Origin of the sequence: Frigoribacterium sp. Leaf164, from assembly GCF_001423665.1 — a bacterium.
Lineage (GTDB): Bacteria > Actinomycetota > Actinomycetes > Actinomycetales > Microbacteriaceae > Frigoribacterium > Frigoribacterium endophyticum.
Window position 1 is genome coordinate 276,735 of sequence record NZ_LMOX01000003.1, and the last position, 18,523, is coordinate 295,257.

The window sequence follows — 18,523 nt, forward strand, 5'->3', positions numbered from 1 at the left end:
CGGCGCGGGAGGGGCGCGAGGAGGCGGTGGTCGCGTCCGCCACAGAGCCGCGGCCCCCGGCGCGGGTCGGGGCCGAGGCCCGGGCCGCCGACGTTGCCGCCGCCGCCGGACGAGCGTCCGGCGTGAAGCCCGCCGTGAACGCGACGACGAGCCCGCCGAGCAGCAGGAGCACGGTGAGCCCGGAGACCGCGGCGGGCAGCCACCACGTGGCGAGGGCGCCGCCGCGCTGCGCGAGCATGGTCACGACGAGCTCGAGGGCGATCGACCACCACGCGACGGCGAAGCCCCGGGCCAGCCAGGCCCCGAGCCGGCGACGCATCTCGGGTCGGCGGCCCGCGGCCTTCCAGTGCTCGGCGTGGGGCACCAGCACGTGCCGGGCGGGAGTCCACGCGAGGAAGGCCGCGCAGACCAGGTAGGCGACGAGCGTGCCGACGAGCAGCAGGCCGACGACGAGCACGAGGTCGACCCGGCTCGCGGCGAACGCGACGGCTCCGGTCTCGGGCTCGTGCACGAGGCCGACCCGGTCGGGCAGCGCCCACCACGAGACGAGCAGGGCGACGCCGGCGACGGCCAGCGCGAGGCCGGCCGGCGCCGCGGCGCGGATCGTCGGCGGCACGGTCACGACGACCGGCCGCCGACGACGGGAGCGGGCGCGACGATCAGGCCTGGGCCCTCTCGAGCACGAGCTCGCGGACGCGAGCGGCGTCCGCCTGGCCCTTCATGGCCTTCATGACCGCACCGATGACGGCGCCCGCGGCCTGGACCTTGCCGTCGCGGATCTTCGCGAGCACGTCGGGCTGGCTGGCGAGGGCCTCGTCGATGGCGGCGATCAGCGCGCCGTCGTCGGAGACGACGCGGAGCCCGCGCGCCTCGACGACCTCGGAGGGAGAGCCCTCCCCGGCGACGACGCCCTCGAGCACCTGGCGCGCGAGGCGGTCGGTCAGCTCGCCGGTCTCGACGAGCGCGATCAGCTCGCTGACGTGGCGGGGCGAGACGAGGGTCGACGCGTCGACCTGGGCCGCGTTGGCGAGGCGGGCGATCTCGCCCGTCCACCACTTGCGGGCCGCCTGCGGCGAGGCCCCGGCGGCGACCGTCTCGACGAGCTCCTGGAGCAGGCCGGAGTTGACGACGTCCTGGAACTCGAGGTCGGCGAAGCCCCAGTCGGCCTTGAGCCGACGACGCATCGCGACGGGGGCCTCGGGCAGCGCGAGGCGCAGCTCCTCGACCAGCTCGCGCGACGGCACGACCGGCAGCAGGTCCGGCTCGGGGAAGTAGCGGTAGTCGTCGGCGTCGCTCTTCGGACGACCGGCGGAGGTGCGGCCGGTGTCCTCGTGCCAGTGCCGGGTCTCCTGCGTGATGGTGCCGCCGGCGGCGAGGATCGCGGCCTGGCGCTGGATCTCGTGACGGACGGCACGCTCGACCGAGCGGAACGAGTTGACGTTCTTGGTCTCGGTGCGGGTGCCGAGCTCCACCTGGCCGTGCGGCCGGAGCGACACGTTGGCGTCGCAGCGGAGGTTGCCGCGCTCCATGCGCGCCTCGCTCACGCCCAGGCCGCGCACGATGTCGCGGATCGTCGAGACGTAGGCGGCGCCCAGCTCAGGGCCGAGGGCCCCGGCGCCGATGATCGGCTTCGTGACGATCTCGACCAGCGGGATGCCCGCGCGGTTGTAGTCGACGAGCGAGTACTCGGCCCCCTGGATGCGGCCGGTCGAGCCGCCGACGTGCGTCAGCTTGCCGGCGTCCTCCTCCATGTGGGCGCGCTCGATCGGCACGTGGAAGACGGTGCCGTCGGGCAGCTCGACCTCGACCTCGCCCTCGTACGCGATCGGCTCGTCGAACTGGCTGACCTGGTAGTTCTTGGGGTTGTCGGGGTAGAAGTAGTTCTTCCGGGCGAAGCGCGAGCTCTCGGCGATCGAGCAGCCGAGGGCGAGGCCGAGGCTGATCGAGTACCTCACGGCCTGCTCGTTGACGACGGGCAGCGAGCCCGGGAGGCCCAGGTCGACCGGGGTGACGTTCGTGTTCGGGGCGCCGCCGAAGAAGTTCGGCGCGTCGGAGAACATCTTGGTCTTCGTCGCGAGCTCGACGTGCACCTCGAAGCCGAGGACGACCTCGTACTTCTCGAGGGCCTCGTCGTAGTCCATCAGGTCTGCCTTGGCCATCAGATGACTCCCTCGGTGGCGGCGTTCTGTTCGGTGGCGCTGAGGTCGGGGGCACGGGAGATGAGCGTGTGGCCCCAGCCCTGCTCGAGCAGCTGCTCGAGCGCGGCGCCGTAGGTGTAGAGACGGGCGTCCTGGCGGGCGGGGGCCATGAACTGCAGGCCCGTGGGCAGCCCGTCCTCCTCGGCGAGGCCCATCGGCACCGTGATGCCGGGGATGCCCGCGAGGTTCGCCGGGATCGTCGTGATGTCGTTGAGGTACATCGACAGCGGGTCGTCGAGCTTCTCGCCGAGCGGGAACGCCGTCGTCGGGGCCGAGGGCGAGACGAGCACGTCGACCTGGTCGAAGGCCGCGGCGAAGTCGCGCTGCACCAGCGTGCGCACCTTCTGCGCGCTGCCGTAGTACGCGTCGTAGTAGCCCGCGCTGAGGGCGTAGGTGCCGAGGATGATGCGGCGCTTGACCTCGGGGCCGAAGCCGGCCTCGCGGGTGGCTGCCATGACGTCCTCCACCGTGCCCTTGCCCTCGGGCACGACGCGGAGGCCGAAGCGCACCGAGTCGAACTTCGCGAGGTTGGACGACGCCTCGGCGGGGAGGATCAGGTAGTACGCGCTGATGGCGTACTCGAAGCTGGGGGCCGAGACCTCGACGATCTCCGCGCCGGCGCCCGAGAGCAGTTCCAGGGCCTCGGCGAAGCGGGCCTTGACGCCGGCCTGGAAACCCTCGCCGTTCAGCTCGCGGACGACGCCGATGCGCACGCCCTGCAGCGCGCCTCCGGCCAGGCCCGCCCGGGCCGCCTCGGCGAACGAGGGCCACTCGTCGCGCAGCGAGGTGGAGTCGCGGGGGTCGTGGCCCTTGATGACGTCGTGCAGCAGGGCGGAGTCGAGCACCGTGCGGCTGACGGGCCCGACCTGGTCGAGCGAGCTCGCGAGGGCGATCGCCCCGTAGCGGCTGACCGAGCCGTAGGTCGGCTTGACGCCGACGGTGCCCGTGACGGCGCCCGGCTGGCGGATCGAGCCGCCGGTGTCGCTGCCGAGCGCGAGAGGCGCCTCGAAGGCGGCGACGGCCGCGGCCGAGCCGCCGCCGGAGCCGCCGGGGATGCGGTCGAGCGACCACGGGTTGTGCGTCGGGCCGTAGGCCGAGAACTCGGTCGACGAGCCCATCGCGAACTCGTCCATGTTCGTCTTGCCGAGGGGCACCATGTCGGCGGCGCGCACCTTGCGGACGACGGTGGCGTCGTACGGCGGCACCCACCCCTCGAGGATCTTGCTGCCCGAGGTGGAGGGCATGTCGAGCGTGCAGAGGACGTCCTTGACGGCGATCGGCACGCCGGCCAGGGCCCCGAGCTGCTCGCCGGCGGCGCGGCGACGGTCGACGTCGGCGGCGGTGGCGAGGGCCGCGTCGCTGACGTGGAGGAAGGCGTGCACGTCGCCGTCGACGGCGGCGATGCGGTCGAGGTGCGCCTGGGCGACCTCGACGGCCGAGACGTCGCCGGCGGTCAGCGCCGCGGAGAGGTCGGCCGCGCTGAGGCGGACGATCGAGGAGGCGTCGGTCATGGCTACTGCTCTTCTCCGAGGATCGCGGTCACGCGGAAGCGCGAGCCGTCGTGGTCGGGGGCGCCCGAGAGGGCCTGCTCGACGGTGAGCGTCTCGCCCACGACGTCGGGGCGGAAGACGTTCTCGAGCGGGATGGGGTGGCTCGTGGCGGGGACGTCGTCGGTCGCGACCTCGGCGACCTTGGCGACGTTGTCGACGATGTGGCCGAGCTCCCGCGTCATGGTCTCGATCTCGTCGGGGGTCAGGGCGATGCGGGCGAGACCGGCGAGGTGCTGCACCTGCTCGCGCGTGATTTCAGACATGCTGCTCCGTCACATGGTGGAGTGGGGGCCCCGGTCGGGGCACCGGTCGATCTTACGGGGCTCAGTCGCGCAGGTAGACGTCCTGCGGGCGGACGAGCGCGAGCTCCGGCCCGTCGGGCCGCGGCTCGCCCGGGCCGCGCTCGTCGCCGTCGACCATGTCGCCGTGGCCGAGGGCGATGAGGGCCAGGCTCCTCATCGACTCCGTGCCGGGCAGGAGGTAGTCGTTGTGGCCGAGCGCGGCGCGGAGGGCGCGGCCGGTCACGGTGTCGTCGCCTCCCCCGGTGTGCAGCAGCACCGCGCCGAAGGCGCCCGTGCCCGGGTCGACCCCGAAGAACCCGCTGCCCGCCACCGGGTCGAAGCTGCCCGCCGCGGCGTAGACGTCGTGGTCGGCCACCGACAGCATCGCCGCCGTCGGCACGACGCTGCCCGGCGAGCCGAGCAGCGCGAGGGAGTCGACGCTCACTCGGCCCGACGACAGGGCGAGCGTCGCGGTGGTCGACCCGTACGAGTGCGCCACGACGGTCACCCGGGGGGCGTCGGAGGCGCGGGCCGCGTCGAGACCGCTGAGGGCGTCCTCGAGGTGGCCGGCCCCCTGACGGGCGAGGTCGAGCGTGTAGACGTTCGTGAGGTCGGGCGTGCGGTAGCCCATCCAGGCCACGACGGCGACGCTGTCGAGCGGACGGGCGTCGGAGCGCGCCAGGAGGTACGTCCAGGCGCGCTGCTCGTCGTGCAGCTGCCCCGCGGTCTCGGCCCAGTCGACCATCTGCCCGTGCACCGTGAAGAACATGCCGGGCACGAGCACGCTGACGTCGTCGGCGGTGTCGAGGCTGCCCACCGAGACGGCGGCCCGGCCGGGCATGACGGTGTCGAGGGCGATGAGCTGGCGGTCCTCGTCGCCCGCGCTCCGGTCGGCGAGCGCGAGCTGGACCTGCCCGAGCATGGCGGAGCGGGCGTCGTCACCGTCCTGCTCGGCGGCGGTCTCGTCGCGGTCGTGGAGGGCCAGCGTCGCGGCGCCGAGGAAGAGCCGGTTGGCCTGGTCGCGCACGGAGTAGGGCACGCCCTCGAGCTGCCCGACCACGCCGGGCACGGCGGCGACGAGGCCGAGCCGGCGCGAGTCGTCGAGGCCGGCCCACCACGCCGCCGTGGTCGGTGCGTCGGCACCGGCCGTCAGCACCGCCGACAGGCGCGACGCGTCGTCGCCCACCGGGTCGAACGAGTCACCGAGGGCCGTGAGGGCCGGCGAGGAGGCGCCCCCCAGCTCGGCGAGGCACGCGGGCACCGTGAGGTCGGGGGCCGCGGTCGACGGCAGCGCGCCGGTCGTCGTCGACGGCTCGGCCGTGGCGAGTGCGCGGCAGACCGCGACCTGCTCGAGGCCGGGCGTCGTGTCGACGGTCGCCGGCTCGTCACCGCGAGGCGGCGCGGCGGTGTCGGCGAGCGGAGGACCACCCGGCTCTCCGGGCGCGGTCACCGCGACCCCGGGCACGACGGGAACATCGACCGCTCCGGCGAAGTGGATCGATGCAGAAAGGATGGCTGTGGCGAGGAACAGCACGTCGGGTGTTTCCCCCTCGATGGGTGCCAGTGCCCCTGCGCCCTACAGCAGAGGTCGACACGTGCTCACATCGTAGGAGGGGACCCGTTCGGGGGGCCAGTGATCTCAGGCCTCCGGGTCGTCGCTGCCCCCCGAACTGGGGTCGCCGAGCGCAGCCGGGCCCTCCTTAATGAGGACTTGAAATTGTGCTGCATCGATGATCCGTACCCCGAGCTGCTCGGCCTTCGTGAGCTTGGACCCGGCACCGGGGCCGGCGGCCACGAAGTCGGTCTTCTTGCTCACGCTGTTGCCGGCCTTGCCGCCCGCCGCGAGGATCGCCTCCTGCGCCCCCTCCCGGCTGAAGCCCTCGAGGCTGCCCGTGGCGACGACGGTCAGGCCGGCGAGCACGCCCCCCGCCTCGACGGCGGCGCCGGGGCCGGGGTGGCCGGGGGTGTCGAACTGGACGCCCGCGGCGGCCCAGCGGTCGAGGATCTCGACGTGCCAGTCGACCTCGAACCACGCGAGCAGGGCGTCGGCGATGATGCCGCCGACGCCGTCGACGGCGGCGAGCTCGTCGCGGCTGGCAGAGCGCATCGCGTGGAGCGAGCCGAAGTGGTTCGCGAGCGCGCGGGCGGCCACGGGGCCGACGTGGCGGATGCTCAGCCCGACGAGGATCCGCCAGAGCGGACTGGTCTTCGCGGCGTGCAGGTTGGCGAGCATCTCGATCGCCGTCTTCGACGGCACGCTGGTCTCGTCGCCGGCGAACTCGGCCGCCTCGGGGTCGAACGGGCCGTCGGCCTTGCCGCGGCGACGACGGAAGGGCGTGACGAGCTTGGGCGCGCCGTCGTCGCCGAGCTTCTCCATGCCGGTCTCGGAGTCGCGGACGACGACCTTGACGGGGAAGACGTCGGCCATCGTCAGGTCGAAGAGCCCGGCCTCGGTGCGGAGCGGCGGCTCGGCGGGCTCGACGGGCTGGGTCAGCGCGGCCGCCGCGACCTCGCCGAGGCCCTCGACGTCGAGCGAGCCGCGGGAGGCGATGTGCTCGACGCGCCCGCGCACCTGCGCCGGGCAGCTCTCGGCGTTCGGGCAGCGCAGGTCGACGTCGCCCTCCTTCGCCGGGGCCAGCGGGGTGCCGCACTCGGGGCAGTCGACGGGCATGACGAACTCGCGCTCGCTGCCGTCGCGGAGCTCGACCACCGGGCCGAGCACCTCGGGGATCACGTCGCCGGCCTTGCGGAGCACGACGGTGTCGCCGATCAGCACGCCCTTGGCGCGGACGACGTGCTGGTTGTGGAGCGTCGCCTGGCGGACCTCGCTGCCGGCCACCTCGACCTTGCGCATCACCGCGAACGGCGTGGCGCGGCCGGTGCGGCCGACGCTCACGACGATGTCGAGAAGCTCGGTGTTGACCTCCTCCGGCGGGTACTTGAAGGCCGTGGCCCACCGGGGCGCCCGGCTCGTCGCCCCGAGCTCGTCGTGGAGCGCGAGGTCGTCGACCTTGACGACGATGCCGTCGATCTGGTGCTCGACCGACGACCTCCTGACCCCGTAGTCGTGGATGAACCGGGCGACCTCGGGCACGGTGTCGTACACGCGGTAGTGCGTCGAGGTCGGCAGGCCCCACGACGCGAGCAGCTCGTAGACCTCGCTCTGGGCGCGGACCTCGGTGTCGCGCTGGAGCTCGCGGACGGGCCAGGCGCCGATGCCGTGCACGAGCATCCGCAGGCTGCGCAGCCGCGCGTCCATCAGCTCGCGCTTGGCTGGGCTCTTGCCCTCGATCTTCTGGCGCAGCGAGCCGGCCGCGGCGTTGCGCGGGTTCGCGAAGACGCGCTCGCCGGCCTCGCGCTGCCGGGCGTTCAGCTGGTCGAACTCGGCGACGGGGAAGAAGATCTCGCCCCGCACCTCGACGATCGCTGGGTGCCCGGTGCCGCTGAGCCGCTCGGGGATCGTGCCCATGGTGAGCACGTTCGCCGTGACGTCCTCGCCGACGACCCCGTCGCCGCGGGTGGCGGCCGTGACGAGCACGCCGTGCTCGTAGCGCAAGTTGATCGCGAGGCCGTCGATCTTGAGCTCGCAGAGGAAGCGCACGCGCTCGGCGCCGGCGTCGCGCTCGACCTTGCCCGCCCACTCGGCGAGCTCGTCGTCGCTGAAGACGTTGTCGAGGCTGAGCATGCGCTCGGCGTGCTCGACCGGCGCGAACTGCGTCGTCTCGGCCCGGCCGCCCACGGTCTGCGTCGGGCTGTCGGGCTTCTGCAGCTCGGGGTGGGCGCGCTCGAGGGCGTCGAGGCGACGCACGAGGGCGTCGTAGTCGGCGTCGCTCACCGTCGAGGCGTTGCCCTCGTAGTACTGGTCGCGCAGCTCGAGCACGCGCGACGTCAGCGCCTCGACCTCGTCGCGCGCGGTCGCGAGGTCGTCGGGCACCTCGGCGTCAGCGGCGGCGGCGGCGTCGTCGATGTCGGCCACCTCGAGCCCCCTAGGCCGAGACCGGCACGGCGCTGACCGTGCGGTCGATCGTGCACTGGCCGAGCACGCGGGTGCCGACGTAGACGACGGCGGTCTGCCCGGGGGCGACGCCGCTGAGGGGCTCGTGGGGAGTGATCACGAGCTCCTTCTTACCCTCGACCTCCGTCACGCGCGCCGTGGCGGGCTCGGGGTCGGAGTGGGCCCTGATCTGGACGTCGCAGGCGAACGGCACGGTGGGGTCGGCCGGGGCCGCACCCGCCCAGGTGTACGAGCCGCCGGCGATCTCGGCGATCTCGAGCGCCTCCTTCGGGCCCACGACGACGGTGTTGTCGACCGGGCGCACCTCGAGCACGAAGCGCGGCTTGCCGTCGTCGGCCGGGAACCCGATGGCGAGCCCCTTCCGCTGCCCCACGGTGAAGGCGTGCGCGCCCTCGTGGGTGCCGATGCGGGCCCCGCTGCGGTCGAGGATGTCGCCGGTCTCGGCGCCGACCCGCTCGGCGAGCCAACCGCGGGTGTCGCCGTCGGGGATGAAGCAGATGTCGTGGCTGTCGGGCTTGGTCGCGACGCTGAAGCCGCGGGCGGCGGCCTCGGCGCGCACCTCGGCCTTCGACGGCGTGGCGCCGAGCGGGAACATCGAGTGCGCGAGCTGCTCGGCGGTGAGCACCCCGAGCACGTACGACTGGTCCTTCGCCCAGGCGGAGGCGCGGTGCAGCTCGCGCTGGCCCTGGTCGTCGGTGACGATGGTCGCGTAGTGGCCGGTGCAGACCGCGTCGAAGCCGAGCGCGAGGGCCTTCTCGAGCAGCGCGGCGAACTTGATCCGCTCGTTGCAGCGCATGCACGGGTTGGGGGTGCGGCCAGCGGAGTACTCGGCGACGAAGTCGTCGACCACGTCGAGCTTGAAGCGCTCGGAGAAGTCCCACACGTAGTACGGGATGCCGATCAGGTCGGCCGCGCGCTGCGCGTCCATGCTGTCCTCGATGGTGCAGCAGCCGCGGCTGCCCGTGCGGAGCGTGCCCGGCATCCGGCTCAGCGCCAGGTGGACCCCCACGACGTCGTGCCCCGCCTCGACGGCCCGTGCCGCCGCCACCGCCGAGTCGACGCCGCCGCTCATCGCTGCCAGTACCTTCATCCCTCCAGTGTAGGCAGCGCCCTCGACGTCGGGCGGGCGGCGCCGACGAGCCCGCGGGGCCGGGCATAGTGTGGCGGGCGTCATGTCGTCCCCCACCCCCGCCGCCTCCCTCCGGTCGGTCGCCCTCGCGGCGTTCCTGCCGGCCGCCCTCTTCGCGATCGGCGAGGGGGCGATCATCCCGATCATCCCGGTCGTCGCGAGCGACCTGGGGGCCAGCCTCCCGTTCGCCGCCTTCGTCGCGGCGCTCATCCTCGTCGGCGAGCTGATCGGCGACGTCCCGAGCGGGTGGCTGGTCTCCCGCATCGGCGAGCGCACCGCGATGATCTCGGCGGCCCTCGTGAGCACGGTCGGCCTGCTGACCTGCGTCGCGGCCCCGAACGAGTGGGTGCTGGCCCTCGGCGTCCTCCTGATCGGCCTCTCGACGGCGGTCTTCGCACTGGCCCGGCACGCGTTCATGACGAGCTTCGTGCCGGTCGAGATCCGCGCGCGGGCCCTCTCGAGCCTCGGCGGCGTCTTCCGGTTCGGCTTCTTCGTCGGCCCCTTCCTGGCCGCCGGGGTCATCCACCTCACCGGCTCGACCCAGTCGGCGTTCTGGATCCACGTCGGGGGCTGCCTCGGCGCCGCGGCCGTCCTGCTCGTGCTGCGCGACCCCACGGCCGTCCTCGGCGAGCGCCGGGCCGCCGCGGCCGCCGCCGGGTCGCCGGTCGACCCCGCCGCCGGTGCGACGGCGGGCCCGACGCCCGGCGAGGTCGCGGTCGAGAAGGAGGCGCGGGGCCTGTTCGCGACGCTCGCCCGCCACCGTGGCGTCCTCCTCCGTCTCGGCAGCGGGGCGGCCCTGATCGGCGCCATGCGCGCGGGTCGCCAGGTGATCCTGCCGCTGTGGGCCGTCAGCATCGGCGTCGACGCCCCGCGGACCGCCCTCGTGATCGGCATCGCCGGCGCCGTCGACTTCGCGCTCTTCTACACGAGCGGCCAGATCATGGACCGCTGGGGACGGCTCTGGAGCGCGGTGCCCTCGATGGTCGGGCTCAGCGTCTCGTACCTGGCGCTGTCGCTCACCCACGACCTCGACGCGCGGGTGGGCTGGTTCATCGCCGTGGCGATGTTCATGTCGCTGGCGAACGGCATCGGCAGCGGGATCCTCATGACGCTCGGCGCGGACCTCGCCGACCGGGCCGACCCCGCTCCCTTCCTCGGCGCCTGGCGCTTCACCGGCGACGCGGGCAGCGCGGCGGCGCCGCTGCTCATCTCGGGGCTGACGGCGCTCGTGTCGATCTCCGTGGCCAGCGGGGTCATGGGCCTGCTGGGCCTCGCGGGGGCCGCGATCCTGCTGCGCTACGTGCCGCGGTACTCGCCGCACGTGCCGCGCGACCGCCGCTGAGGGCAGGCCTCCTGCGCGGGCCGACCCGCGACTCCCCCACGGCCAGCCGGTAGACTCTGCCCGCTCCGGCGGGAGTGGTGAAACTGGCAGACACGCAGGATTTAGGTTCCTGTGCTTTCGAGCGTGAGGGTTCAAGTCCCTTCTCCCGCACCAGGCGACCCGGGCACCGGGTGCTCTCGGCCACCTCCGAGCCGCGGGGCCCCGCGGGCCCACTACATTGTCCCCATCACCGGTCGACGGCCCTCGTCGGCCGCACCCGGTCGACCCCAGGGCCGCCCGCACCCGAAGAGAGACCGATGCTGCCCCTGGCGACCATCTCGTGGCTCGACCCCGAGTACCTCCTGTCGGCCTTCGGCCCCTGGGCCGTGGTGGGCGTCTGCCTGCTGGTCTTCGCCGAGACCGGGCTGCTCGTCGGCTTCCTCTTCCCCGGCGACACCCTGCTGATCATCACGGGCATCCTCGCCGCGACGAACCCCGGCGCCCTCGGGCTGCCCATCTGGCTGATCGCGATCTTCATCGCGATCGCCGCGTTCGCGGGCGGCGAGCTCGGCTACCTGATCGGCCACAAGGTCGGGCCCCGCATCTTCGAGCGGAAGGAGAGCGGGCTCTTCAGCGTGGCGAACGTCAAGCGCACCAACGCCTTCTTCGAGCGGTTCGGGCCGATGGCCGTCATCATCGCGCGCTTCGTGCCGGTCGTGCGCACCTTCGCCCCGATCATGGCGGGCGTGGCCCACATGAGCTACCGGCGCTACTCGCTCTTCAACGCGATCGGCGCGGTGGTGTGGGGCCTCGGCGTGACGCTCACCGGCTTCGGCATCGGCCACATCCCGCCGGTGGCCGACTTCGTCAGCGCCTACATCGACCTGATCCTGCTCGGCGCGGTGCTGGCGACGGTCATCCCCATCGCGATCCACTACCTCCACGGGGTGCACCAGGCGAAGAAGCACGAGGGCGACAGCGCCGCGACCGACGGCACGGCCGACGACGCGGCGCCCGTCGAGACGGCGCCGACGCAGGCCTGACCGCCGGGCCGTCAGTCCGCCGGGCCGTCAGCGCGCCGGGCCGTCAGCCCGCCAGCGCCGCCACGTGCGGCGCGATCGCGCGGAACGCGCGTGAGCGGTGGCTGACCGCGTTCTTCTCGTCCGGCGTGAGCTCGGCCGAGCTGCGGGTCTCGCCCTCGGGGCGGAACACCGGGTCGTAGCCGTGCCCGCCCGTGCCGACCCGCGCCTCCAGCACGGCCCCCGGCCACTCGCCGTACTCGACGTGCTCGAGCTCCGTCGAGCCGTCGGGGCCGGGCACCACCAGGGCCGCGGCGCACGAGAAGTGCGCCGCGCGGTCGGGCACGCCGACCAGGTTCGCCAGCAGGAGGTCGATGTTGTCGTCGTCGTCCCGCGTGCCGGCGTACCGGGCGGAGTGGATGCCGGGGGCCCCGCCGAGGGCGTCGACCGAGATGCCGCTGTCGTCGGCGAGCGACGGGAGGCCGGTGTGGGCCGCGGCCGCCCGCGCCTTGATGAGGGCGTTCGCGGCGAACGTGTCGCCGTCCTCGACGGGCTCGGGGCCGTCGTACGCCACGAGCTCGACGCCCGGCGCCGTCTCGGCGAGGATGCGTCGGAGCTCGGCGACCTTGCCCTGGTTGTGCGTCGCGATGACGACCCGGGTCACGAGCCCAGCACCTCACGCTGGATGGCCGTCAGGTCGGCCCCGCCCGCGACGGCCAGGTCGAGCAGCAGGCCGAGCTCGCTGCGGTCGAAGGGCGCGCCCTCGGCGGTGCCCTGCACCTCGACGAAGAGCCCCGAGCCGGTGACGACGACGTTCATGTCGGTCTCGGCGCGCACGTCCTCGACGTAGGCGAGGTCGAGCATCGGGCGACCGTCGACGATGCCCACCGAGACGGCCGCGACGCTGTCGGTGAGCGGCGTCGCCTTCTGCGCGATGAACTTCTTCTCGCGGCCCCACTCGATCGCCTGCGCGAGCGCGACGTAGGCCCCGGTGATGGCGGCGGTCCGGGTGCCGCCGTCGGCCTGCAGCACATCGCAGTCGAGCACGATCGTGTTCTCGCCGAGGGCCTTCGTGTCGACGACGGCCCGGAGGCTGCGGCCGATCAGGCGCGAGATCTCGTGCGTGCGGCCGCCGATCTTGCCCTTCACGCTCTCGCGGTCGTTGCGCGAGTTCGTCGCGCGGGGCAGCATCGAGTACTCGGCCGTGACCCAGCCCTTGCCCTTGCCGGCCAGCCAGCGCGGCACGCCGTTCGTGAAGGAGGCGGTGCAGAGCACCTTGGTGCCGCCGAACGAGACGAGGGCGCTGCCCTCCGCCTGGGCGCTCCAGCCCTTCTCGATGGTGACGGGGCGGAGCTGGTCGAGGCGGCGGCCGTCGACGCGGACGGTCTCGGTGGTGGTGGTGTCGCTCATGGGGGTCCCCTGTCGGGTCGGTGCTGCGGAGGTCGGTGCTGCGGAGGTCGGTGCGGTGGTCAGGAGGCGCGGCGGGCGCGGGCGGCGCCGGGCAGCTCGATGGCCCCGGTCTCGAGGTGGCCCACCCTCGAGATCTCGGGCCCGAGGAAGCGCTTGGCGAGCCGGAGGAACGACGACTTGTCGGGTCCGGTCGCGTCGAACTCGTACCGCGGCGGAGCGGAGCCGGTGGCCTCGAGGTCGTGGTCGACGAGCGTCCGGTACACGTCGGCGGCCGTCTCGTCCGCGCTCGAGACGAGCCGCACCTCCGGCCCCATCACGTACTGGATCGCCGCCGACATCAACGGGTAGTGCGTGCAGCCGAGCACGAGGGTGTCGACCCGCTCGGCGCGGAGGGGCGCCAGGTACTCCTCGGCCACGGCCCGGAGCTCGGCGCTCGAGGTGTCGCCCGCCTCCACGAACTCGACGAAGCGCGGGCAGGCCTGCGTGAAGAGCTGCAGGTCGGCGGCGGCCGCGAAGGCGTCCTCGTAGGCCCGGCTGTTGACCGTGCCCTCGGTGCCTATGACGCCGATCCGCTTCGTGCGGGTCTGCTGCACGGCGGAGCGGACGGCCGGCTGGATGACCTCGACGACCGGGATCCCGCTGCCGATCGTGTAGCGCTCACGGGCGTCGCGGAGCACGGCGGCGGAGGCGGTGTTGCAGGCGATCACGAGGAGCTTGACGCCCTGCGCCACGAGGTCGTCCATCACGGCGAGCGCGTAGCGGCGGACGTCGGCGATCGGCTTGGGCCCGTACGGCGAGTGCACGGTGTCGCCGACGTAGAGGACCGACTCGCGGGGCAGCTGGTCGATGATGGCCCGCGACACGGTCAGCCCGCCGACTCCGCTGTCGAAGACTCCGAGGGGTGCGTCCGTCACGCGTCGAGCCTACCGGGCCCTCCGCCCGTAGGCTGGGCCGCGTGACCAGTGCACTGCTGACCGACCGGTACGAGATCACCATGGTGGAGGCGGCCCTGCGGGCCGGCACCGCCCACCGCGAGAGCGTCTTCGAGCTCTTCGCGCGACGGCTGCCGGAGGGGCGGCGCTACGGCGTCGTGGCCGGCACGGGGCGCTTCCTCGCCGAGCTCGCGCGGTTCCGCTTCGGCGACGCCGAGCTCGAGTGGCTGCGCGAGGGCCGCATCGTCGACGGCCCGACGCTCGACTGGCTCGCCGACTACCGGTTCTCGGGCACGATCCGCGGCTACGCCGAGGGCGAGGTCTACCTCCCCGGCTCGCCCCTGCTCGTGGTCGAGTCGACCTTCGCCGAGGGCGTGCTGCTCGAGACCCTCGCCCTCAGCGTCTTCAACTACGACTCGGCCGTGGCCAGCGCGGCGGCCCGCATGGTCTCCGCCGCCGACGGCCGGCCCCTCGCCGAGATGGGCTCGCGGCGCACCGGCGAGCGGAGCGCCGTCGCCGCCGCGCGCGCGGCGTACATCGCGGGCTTCGGCGCGACGAGCAACCTGGAGGCCGGTCGCACCTGGGGCGTCCCGACGATGGGCACGGCCGCCCACGCCTTCACTCTGCTGCACGACTCCGAGGAGGACGCCTTCCGGGCGCAGGTCGCGACCCTCGGCCCGGGCACCACCCTGCTCGTCGACACCTACGACATCGAGGCCGCCGTCCGCACCGCGGTCGAGGTGGCCGGCACCGGCCTCGGGGCCGTCCGCATCGACAGCGGAGACCTGCCCTCGCTGGTGGCCCAGGTGCGCCGCCAGCTCGACGACCTCGGTGCCACCGGCACCCGCATCACGGTGACGAACGACCTCGACGAGTACACGATCGCCGCCCTCCGCGCCGCACCGGTCGACAGCTACGGCGTCGGCACGTCGGTCGTCTCCGGCTCGGGCCACCCCGCGGCCGGGATGGTCTTCAAGCTCGTCGCCCGGCAGGACGACGACGGCCGGTGGGTGTCGGTCGCCAAGAAGTCGGCCGACAAGGCCACGGTCGGCGGCCGCAAGTCGCCGGTGCGCACCCTGACGTCGGGAGTCGCGCAGCAGGAGGTCGTCCGTGTCGACGACGCCCAGCCCCGTGAGGGCGAGCGCGCGCTCCTGGTCGACCTCGTGGTCGACGGGGTGGTCGACGACCGGTGGCTGGGCGAGGCGGGCACCCGACGGGCGAGGGAGCACCGGGAGGCGGCGGTCGCGGAGCTGCCCGCGGGCGCCTTCCGGCTGGGTCGCGGCGAGCCCGTCCTGCCGACCGTCTACGAGTGAGGCGGTGAGGGCTACTCGCCCTTCATCTTCTCGTAGATCTCCTTGCAGGTCGGGCAGACGGGGAACTTCTCCGGGTCGCGCCCCGGGGTCCACTTCTTGCCGCAGAGCGCCTTGACGGGCTTGCCGCTCAGCGCCGACTCCATGATCTTGTCCTTCTTCACGTAGTGCGAGAAGCGCTCGTGGTCGCCCGGGTCGATCGCCTCCTCGTTGAGGAGCTTCTCGAGCTCGCGATCGAGGACGTCGAGGCCACCGCCGGTTTCCGTGTTGCTCATGGCGACCATCGTACGTCGAGGCGACTCAGCTGCGCAGCGTGAAGGCCAGCAGCTCCGGTGCGCGCCGGGCGAACACCCGCGCACCGACGACGACGCCCACGACCAGCGCGACGAGGCCCACGCCGAGGCCCGCCGCGAACGACCAGGCACCCGCCGGCTCGACGCCGGCGAGCAGGTGACGCCCGGCGAACCAGAACGCGGGGCCGGTGAGCAGCAGGGCCCCGCCGATCATCGTGACCTGGGCGGTGACGGCCGCCCCGCCGTTCGCCTGCGGCTGCTGGAACGGGTCGTCGTGCGGGCGCACCGCGGGGTACGGCATGGCGGCCGACACGACGCTCGACAGGCCGAGGCCGCTCAGCAGCAGCCCGGCGCTGACGCCGAGCTCGGGCAGCAGGGCCGTCCAGTCGCCGAAGCCCCAGACCGCGACGAGCGAGCCCACCACGACCAGGGGCACGCCGAGCATCAGCGGGGGCGCGAGCCTCCCCACCCGGTCGGCGAGGCCCCGGGTGTCGGCGGCGACGTGCAGCCACAAGGCCGTGCTGTCGTACGCGACGTCGTTGTGGGGCAGGAACCCGAGGATGAGGCACATCAGCGGCACGGGCACGAGCGCGAGCCAGTTCCAGCTGACGCCCGCGATGCCGAGCGGCAGCACGAGCAACGGCAGGATGGGCAGGATCACGAGCGACATGCGGTACCGGGCGTCACGCGCCCAGTAGGTGAGGCTGCGGGCCGCCACCGCCCCGGTGGGGCTCGCGACGACGAAGTCGAACCAGCCGAGGCCGGCCGCCTCGTCGGCCACGTCGGGCTCGGGCTGGTCGACGAAGGCCCGGGCCACGAGGAGGCGCCAGGCCAGCCACAGCAGGGCCAGCGTCAGCAGCGCCACGGCCAGGTCGGCGACGACCCGGCCCGTCTCGCCCGCGGCCGCGTGGCCCGGCAGCGCGAGCGCGGCGCCGAACGGCGTCCAGGCCAGCGAGTCGGCCACGACGCCCGTTCCCGACGCCCCGGGGAGGGACGCTCGGACGAGGTCGACGACCAGCGGCACGAGCAGCAGCGCCAGCACGACGCCGCCCGCGGCGAGGAACTGCCGCGACCGCTTCGTGGTCAGCACCACGGTGTTCACCGTCGAGGCGACGAGCAGCAGGCCGCAGGCCGTGAGCCCGGCCAGGACGGCGGCGACGACGGCCAGGCCGGCGACGTCGGCCCCGGAGTCCCACGACCGCACGTAGCCGGTCGACAGCACGAGCAGCGCGAGGGTCGGCAGGCCGACCAGGGAGCCCAGGGCGAGCCCGGCGGCGGCCGGCCCCTCCGGGACGCCCAGGACGGCCAGGCGGCGAGGGTCGCTCCAGGCCGGCCGGACGGTCGCGAACGGCACCACGGCGAAGCCGAGCATCAGCAGGGACCCGCCGCCCACGACGAGGGCCCGTGTGTCGGAGAGGGGGGAGTCGCGGAGGCTGCCGACGAGGCCGGCCAACGCGAGCGAGACGAGGAGGACGAGGAGGACCGAGACCACAGAGATCGTGAGGCGACGGGGGCCGAAGCGCACCGTGTTCGCGATCGTCTGCAGCCTCAGTCGGAGAAGCTCTGCAACCATTCCATGCCCTCCGTGACGGCGCGGCCGCCCGCGATCTCGACGAAGGCCTGCTCGAGCGACCGGCCCGCGCGGACCTCCTCGACGCTGCCGCTCGCCAGCACGTGGCCGTCGACGATGACCGCGACGCAGTCGCAGATGCGCTCGACGAGGTCCATGCTGTGGCTCGAGAGCAGGACCGTCCCGCCGCCGGCGACGTACCGCTGGAGCACGTCGGTCACGGTCGCCGCCGACACGGGGTCGACGGACTCGAAGGGCTCGTCGAGCACGAGCACCCGCGGCGAGTGGATGACCGCCGCCGCCAGCGCGATCTTCTTCGTCATGCCGACGGAGTAGTCGCTCACGAGGCGGCCGAGGGCGTCCTGCAGCCCGAACGCCGTCGCGAGGTCCGCCGACCGCTTGCGGGCCGTGGCGCCGTCGAGGCCCCGGAGGGTCGCGGAGTAGTACAGGAGCTGCGCGCCGGTGAGCCGGTCGAACAGCCGGAGGCGGTCGGGCAGCACGCCGAGGGCGCGCTTGGCGGCGGCGGGGTCGCTCCACACGTCGGCGCCGAGGACGGTGACGCTGCCCTCGTCGGGGCGGAGGAGCCCGGTGACGATCGAGAGGGTCGTGGTCTTGCCGGCGCCGTTGGGGCCGACGATGCCGTAGAAGGAGCCGGCGCGCACCTCGAGGTCGACGCCCTCGACGGCGACGGTGCCCCCGTAGCGCTTGCCGACGCCCTTGATCGAGAGCACGACGGGGCGCTCGTCGGGGTCCGCCGCGGGCGCCTCGTCGGCACGGGCGCCCGTCTCGGCGTCGGCGTCGGCGTCGGTCTCGGCGTCGGCGACCGTCTCGGCGTCGGACACGGGAGAGGCGCCGTCGACGTCCGGCTCCGGCTCGGTCGTGAGGTCCTGCTCGGGCTCGGGCTCGACGGCGGGCTCGAGCTCGGGCTCGACGATGGGCTCTGGCTCCGGCTCGGACTCGGGCTCGACGGCGGGCTCCGGCTCCGGCTCGACGACGGGCTCGGGCTGGGCGTCGACCTCCGGCTCCGTCTCGACGACGGCCGTCTCCGCGGCTCGCGCCGCCACCACGTCGTCCGCCCGGGCTGCGGCCTCAGCCTCCGCCTCCGCCTCGGCGGCCTCGGCCGCCGCGGCCGCGGCAGCCGCGGCGGCGCGGGCGCGAGCGTTCGCGGCCCTCGTCGCGGCGGCCTTCTTCGCCGCCGCCGACCGGTCGGCGGCGGTCCGCGTCGACGCCGGCTTGCGCTTCGCGGCCGGTCGGGCCGTCCGCGCAGCAGCGGCGGCGGCGGGGCGCGCGGCCGTGCCCGCCCCCGGCGTCGTGGCCTCCCCCGAGGCCTCGGCCCGTGCCTCCCCCGGCTCGTCGCCGGTCGTCACGTCGTCGCTCATGTCGTCCCCCCGGGGCAGCTCGGCGGCCCGTCCGCTCACGGTGGAGTCGGCATCGGCGACGTCGTCCTGATCGTCGCGCGCGAGGGCCATGTGCCCACCGTACCAACGCCCCGGTG

16 protein-coding genes and 1 tRNA gene are annotated in these 18,523 nt (G+C 73.9%); 4 read left to right on the forward strand and 13 right to left on the reverse strand.

The genetic code is table 11. The features are described 5' to 3' along the window. The 7 genes from ASF82_RS15780 to mnmA form a co-directional block, all read right to left on the reverse strand. A partial coding sequence (locus ASF82_RS15780; RefSeq protein WP_200931992.1) for a hypothetical protein occupies positions 1-622 on the reverse strand: 622 nt, incomplete at its 3' end. 37 nt (positions 623-659) lie between these two features. Next, complete coding sequence (gatB, locus tag ASF82_RS09375; protein WP_056056514.1) at positions 660-2,159, reverse strand: Asp-tRNA(Asn)/Glu-tRNA(Gln) amidotransferase subunit GatB; 1,500 nt, start codon at positions 2,157-2,159, stop codon at positions 660-662. Beyond that, positions 2,159-3,709: an Asp-tRNA(Asn)/Glu-tRNA(Gln) amidotransferase subunit GatA gene (gatA, locus tag ASF82_RS09380; protein ID WP_056056515.1), complete on the reverse strand. Its 1,551-nt coding sequence runs from the start codon at positions 3,707-3,709 to the stop codon at positions 2,159-2,161. Before gatA ends, gatB begins: the two co-directional genes overlap by 1 nt. A 2-nt stretch (positions 3,710-3,711) precedes the next feature. Further along, positions 3,712-4,011 (reverse strand): Asp-tRNA(Asn)/Glu-tRNA(Gln) amidotransferase subunit GatC, encoded by a 300-nt coding sequence (gene gatC / locus ASF82_RS09385; RefSeq protein WP_056056516.1) that lies wholly within the window; start codon positions 4,009-4,011, stop codon positions 3,712-3,714. A gap of 61 nt (positions 4,012-4,072) precedes the next feature. After that, positions 4,073-5,563, reverse strand: coding sequence for an alpha/beta hydrolase (locus ASF82_RS09390; protein WP_156370050.1), 1,491 nt, complete (start codon positions 5,561-5,563; stop codon positions 4,073-4,075). A 105-nt stretch (positions 5,564-5,668) separates the two neighbouring features. Further along, positions 5,669-8,005, reverse strand: coding sequence for an NAD-dependent DNA ligase LigA (gene ligA, locus ASF82_RS09395; RefSeq protein ID WP_056056518.1), 2,337 nt, complete (start codon positions 8,003-8,005; stop codon positions 5,669-5,671). Positions 8,006-8,015: 10 nt separating this feature from the next. Then, complete coding sequence (gene mnmA, locus ASF82_RS09400; RefSeq protein WP_156370052.1) at positions 8,016-9,134, reverse strand: tRNA 2-thiouridine(34) synthase MnmA; 1,119 nt, start codon at positions 9,132-9,134, stop codon at positions 8,016-8,018. Positions 9,135-9,216: 82 nt separating this feature from the next. Here mnmA and ASF82_RS09405 point away from each other — a divergent pair, with 82 nt between their 5' ends. From ASF82_RS09405 to ASF82_RS09415, 3 genes are all read left to right on the forward strand, one after another. Then, entirely contained in the window at positions 9,217-10,515 is a 1,299-nt protein-coding gene (locus ASF82_RS09405) for an MFS transporter (protein WP_056056520.1), read from the forward strand. A 68-nt stretch (positions 10,516-10,583) separates the two neighbouring features. Further along, positions 10,584-10,668: transfer RNA gene (locus ASF82_RS09410), tRNA-Leu, on the forward strand. 143 nt (positions 10,669-10,811) lie between these two features. Continuing rightward, complete coding sequence (locus ASF82_RS09415) at positions 10,812-11,537, forward strand: DedA family protein (RefSeq protein WP_056056521.1); 726 nt, start codon at positions 10,812-10,814, stop codon at positions 11,535-11,537. Positions 11,538-11,580: 43 nt separating this feature from the next. Here the strand turns inward: ASF82_RS09415 and rdgB are convergent, their stop codons facing one another. From rdgB to murI, 3 genes are read right to left on the reverse strand one after another with little or no spacing between them, the layout of a single operon-like run. Beyond that, entirely contained in the window at positions 11,581-12,177 is a 597-nt protein-coding gene (rdgB, locus tag ASF82_RS09420; protein ID WP_056056522.1) for an RdgB/HAM1 family non-canonical purine NTP pyrophosphatase, read from the reverse strand. After that, the gene (rph, locus tag ASF82_RS09425; RefSeq protein ID WP_056056523.1) at positions 12,174-12,923 is read right to left on the reverse strand and encodes a ribonuclease PH; all 750 of its coding nucleotides are present in this window, start codon (positions 12,921-12,923) and stop codon (positions 12,174-12,176) included. The genes rdgB and rph overlap by 4 nt, the downstream gene beginning before the upstream one ends. A gap of 59 nt (positions 12,924-12,982) precedes the next feature. Further along, positions 12,983-13,837, reverse strand: coding sequence for a glutamate racemase (gene murI / locus ASF82_RS09430; RefSeq protein ID WP_056056524.1), 855 nt, complete (start codon positions 13,835-13,837; stop codon positions 12,983-12,985). 80 nt (positions 13,838-13,917) lie between these two features. Between murI and ASF82_RS09435 the strand changes: the two genes are divergently transcribed. Next, positions 13,918-15,168, forward strand: coding sequence for a nicotinate phosphoribosyltransferase (locus ASF82_RS09435; RefSeq protein ID WP_056058835.1), 1,251 nt, complete (start codon positions 13,918-13,920; stop codon positions 15,166-15,168). Positions 15,169-15,179: 11 nt separating this feature from the next. Here ASF82_RS09435 and ASF82_RS09440 read toward each other — a convergent pair whose 3' ends face one another. From ASF82_RS09440 to ASF82_RS15910, 3 genes are read right to left on the reverse strand one after another with little or no spacing between them, the layout of a single operon-like run. Then, positions 15,180-15,440: a DUF3039 domain-containing protein gene (locus tag ASF82_RS09440; RefSeq protein ID WP_156370054.1), complete on the reverse strand. Its 261-nt coding sequence runs from the start codon at positions 15,438-15,440 to the stop codon at positions 15,180-15,182. A gap of 25 nt (positions 15,441-15,465) precedes the next feature. Beyond that, positions 15,466-17,031 (reverse strand): ABC transporter permease, encoded by a 1,566-nt coding sequence (locus ASF82_RS09445; protein WP_156370056.1) that lies wholly within the window; start codon positions 17,029-17,031, stop codon positions 15,466-15,468. Continuing rightward, complete coding sequence (locus tag ASF82_RS15910; RefSeq protein WP_235491246.1) at positions 17,007-18,497, reverse strand: ABC transporter ATP-binding protein; 1,491 nt, start codon at positions 18,495-18,497, stop codon at positions 17,007-17,009. Before ASF82_RS15910 ends, ASF82_RS09445 begins: the two co-directional genes overlap by 25 nt. Between the last annotated feature and the right edge of the window lie 26 nt (positions 18,498-18,523).

Excerpts from the sequence above, each read along its gene's own strand:
- ASF82_RS15910 (WP_235491246.1), bottom strand. The coding sequence starts at position 18,497 with ATGGCCCTCGCGCGCGACGATCAGGACGACGTCGCCGATGCCGACTCC.
- gatB (WP_056056514.1), bottom strand. The coding sequence starts at position 2,159 with ATGGCCAAGGCAGACCTGATGGACTACGACGAGGCCCTCGAGAAGTAC.
- ASF82_RS09445 (WP_156370056.1), bottom strand. The coding sequence starts at position 17,031 with ATGGTTGCAGAGCTTCTCCGACTGAGGCTGCAGACGATCGCGAACACG.
- ASF82_RS09415 (WP_056056521.1), top strand. The coding sequence starts at position 10,812 with ATGCTGCCCCTGGCGACCATCTCGTGGCTCGACCCCGAGTACCTCCTG.
- rph (WP_056056523.1), bottom strand. The coding sequence starts at position 12,923 with ATGAGCGACACCACCACCACCGAGACCGTCCGCGTCGACGGCCGCCGC.
- ASF82_RS09405 (WP_056056520.1), top strand. The coding sequence starts at position 9,217 with ATGTCGTCCCCCACCCCCGCCGCCTCCCTCCGGTCGGTCGCCCTCGCG.
- mnmA (WP_156370052.1), bottom strand. The coding sequence starts at position 9,134 with ATGAAGGTACTGGCAGCGATGAGCGGCGGCGTCGACTCGGCGGTGGCG.
- gatA (WP_056056515.1), bottom strand. The coding sequence starts at position 3,709 with ATGACCGACGCCTCCTCGATCGTCCGCCTCAGCGCGGCCGACCTCTCC.
- gatC (WP_056056516.1), bottom strand. The coding sequence starts at position 4,011 with ATGTCTGAAATCACGCGCGAGCAGGTGCAGCACCTCGCCGGTCTCGCC.
- ASF82_RS09435 (WP_056058835.1), top strand. The coding sequence starts at position 13,918 with ATGGTGGAGGCGGCCCTGCGGGCCGGCACCGCCCACCGCGAGAGCGTC.
- ASF82_RS09440 (WP_156370054.1), bottom strand. The coding sequence starts at position 15,440 with ATGAGCAACACGGAAACCGGCGGTGGCCTCGACGTCCTCGATCGCGAG.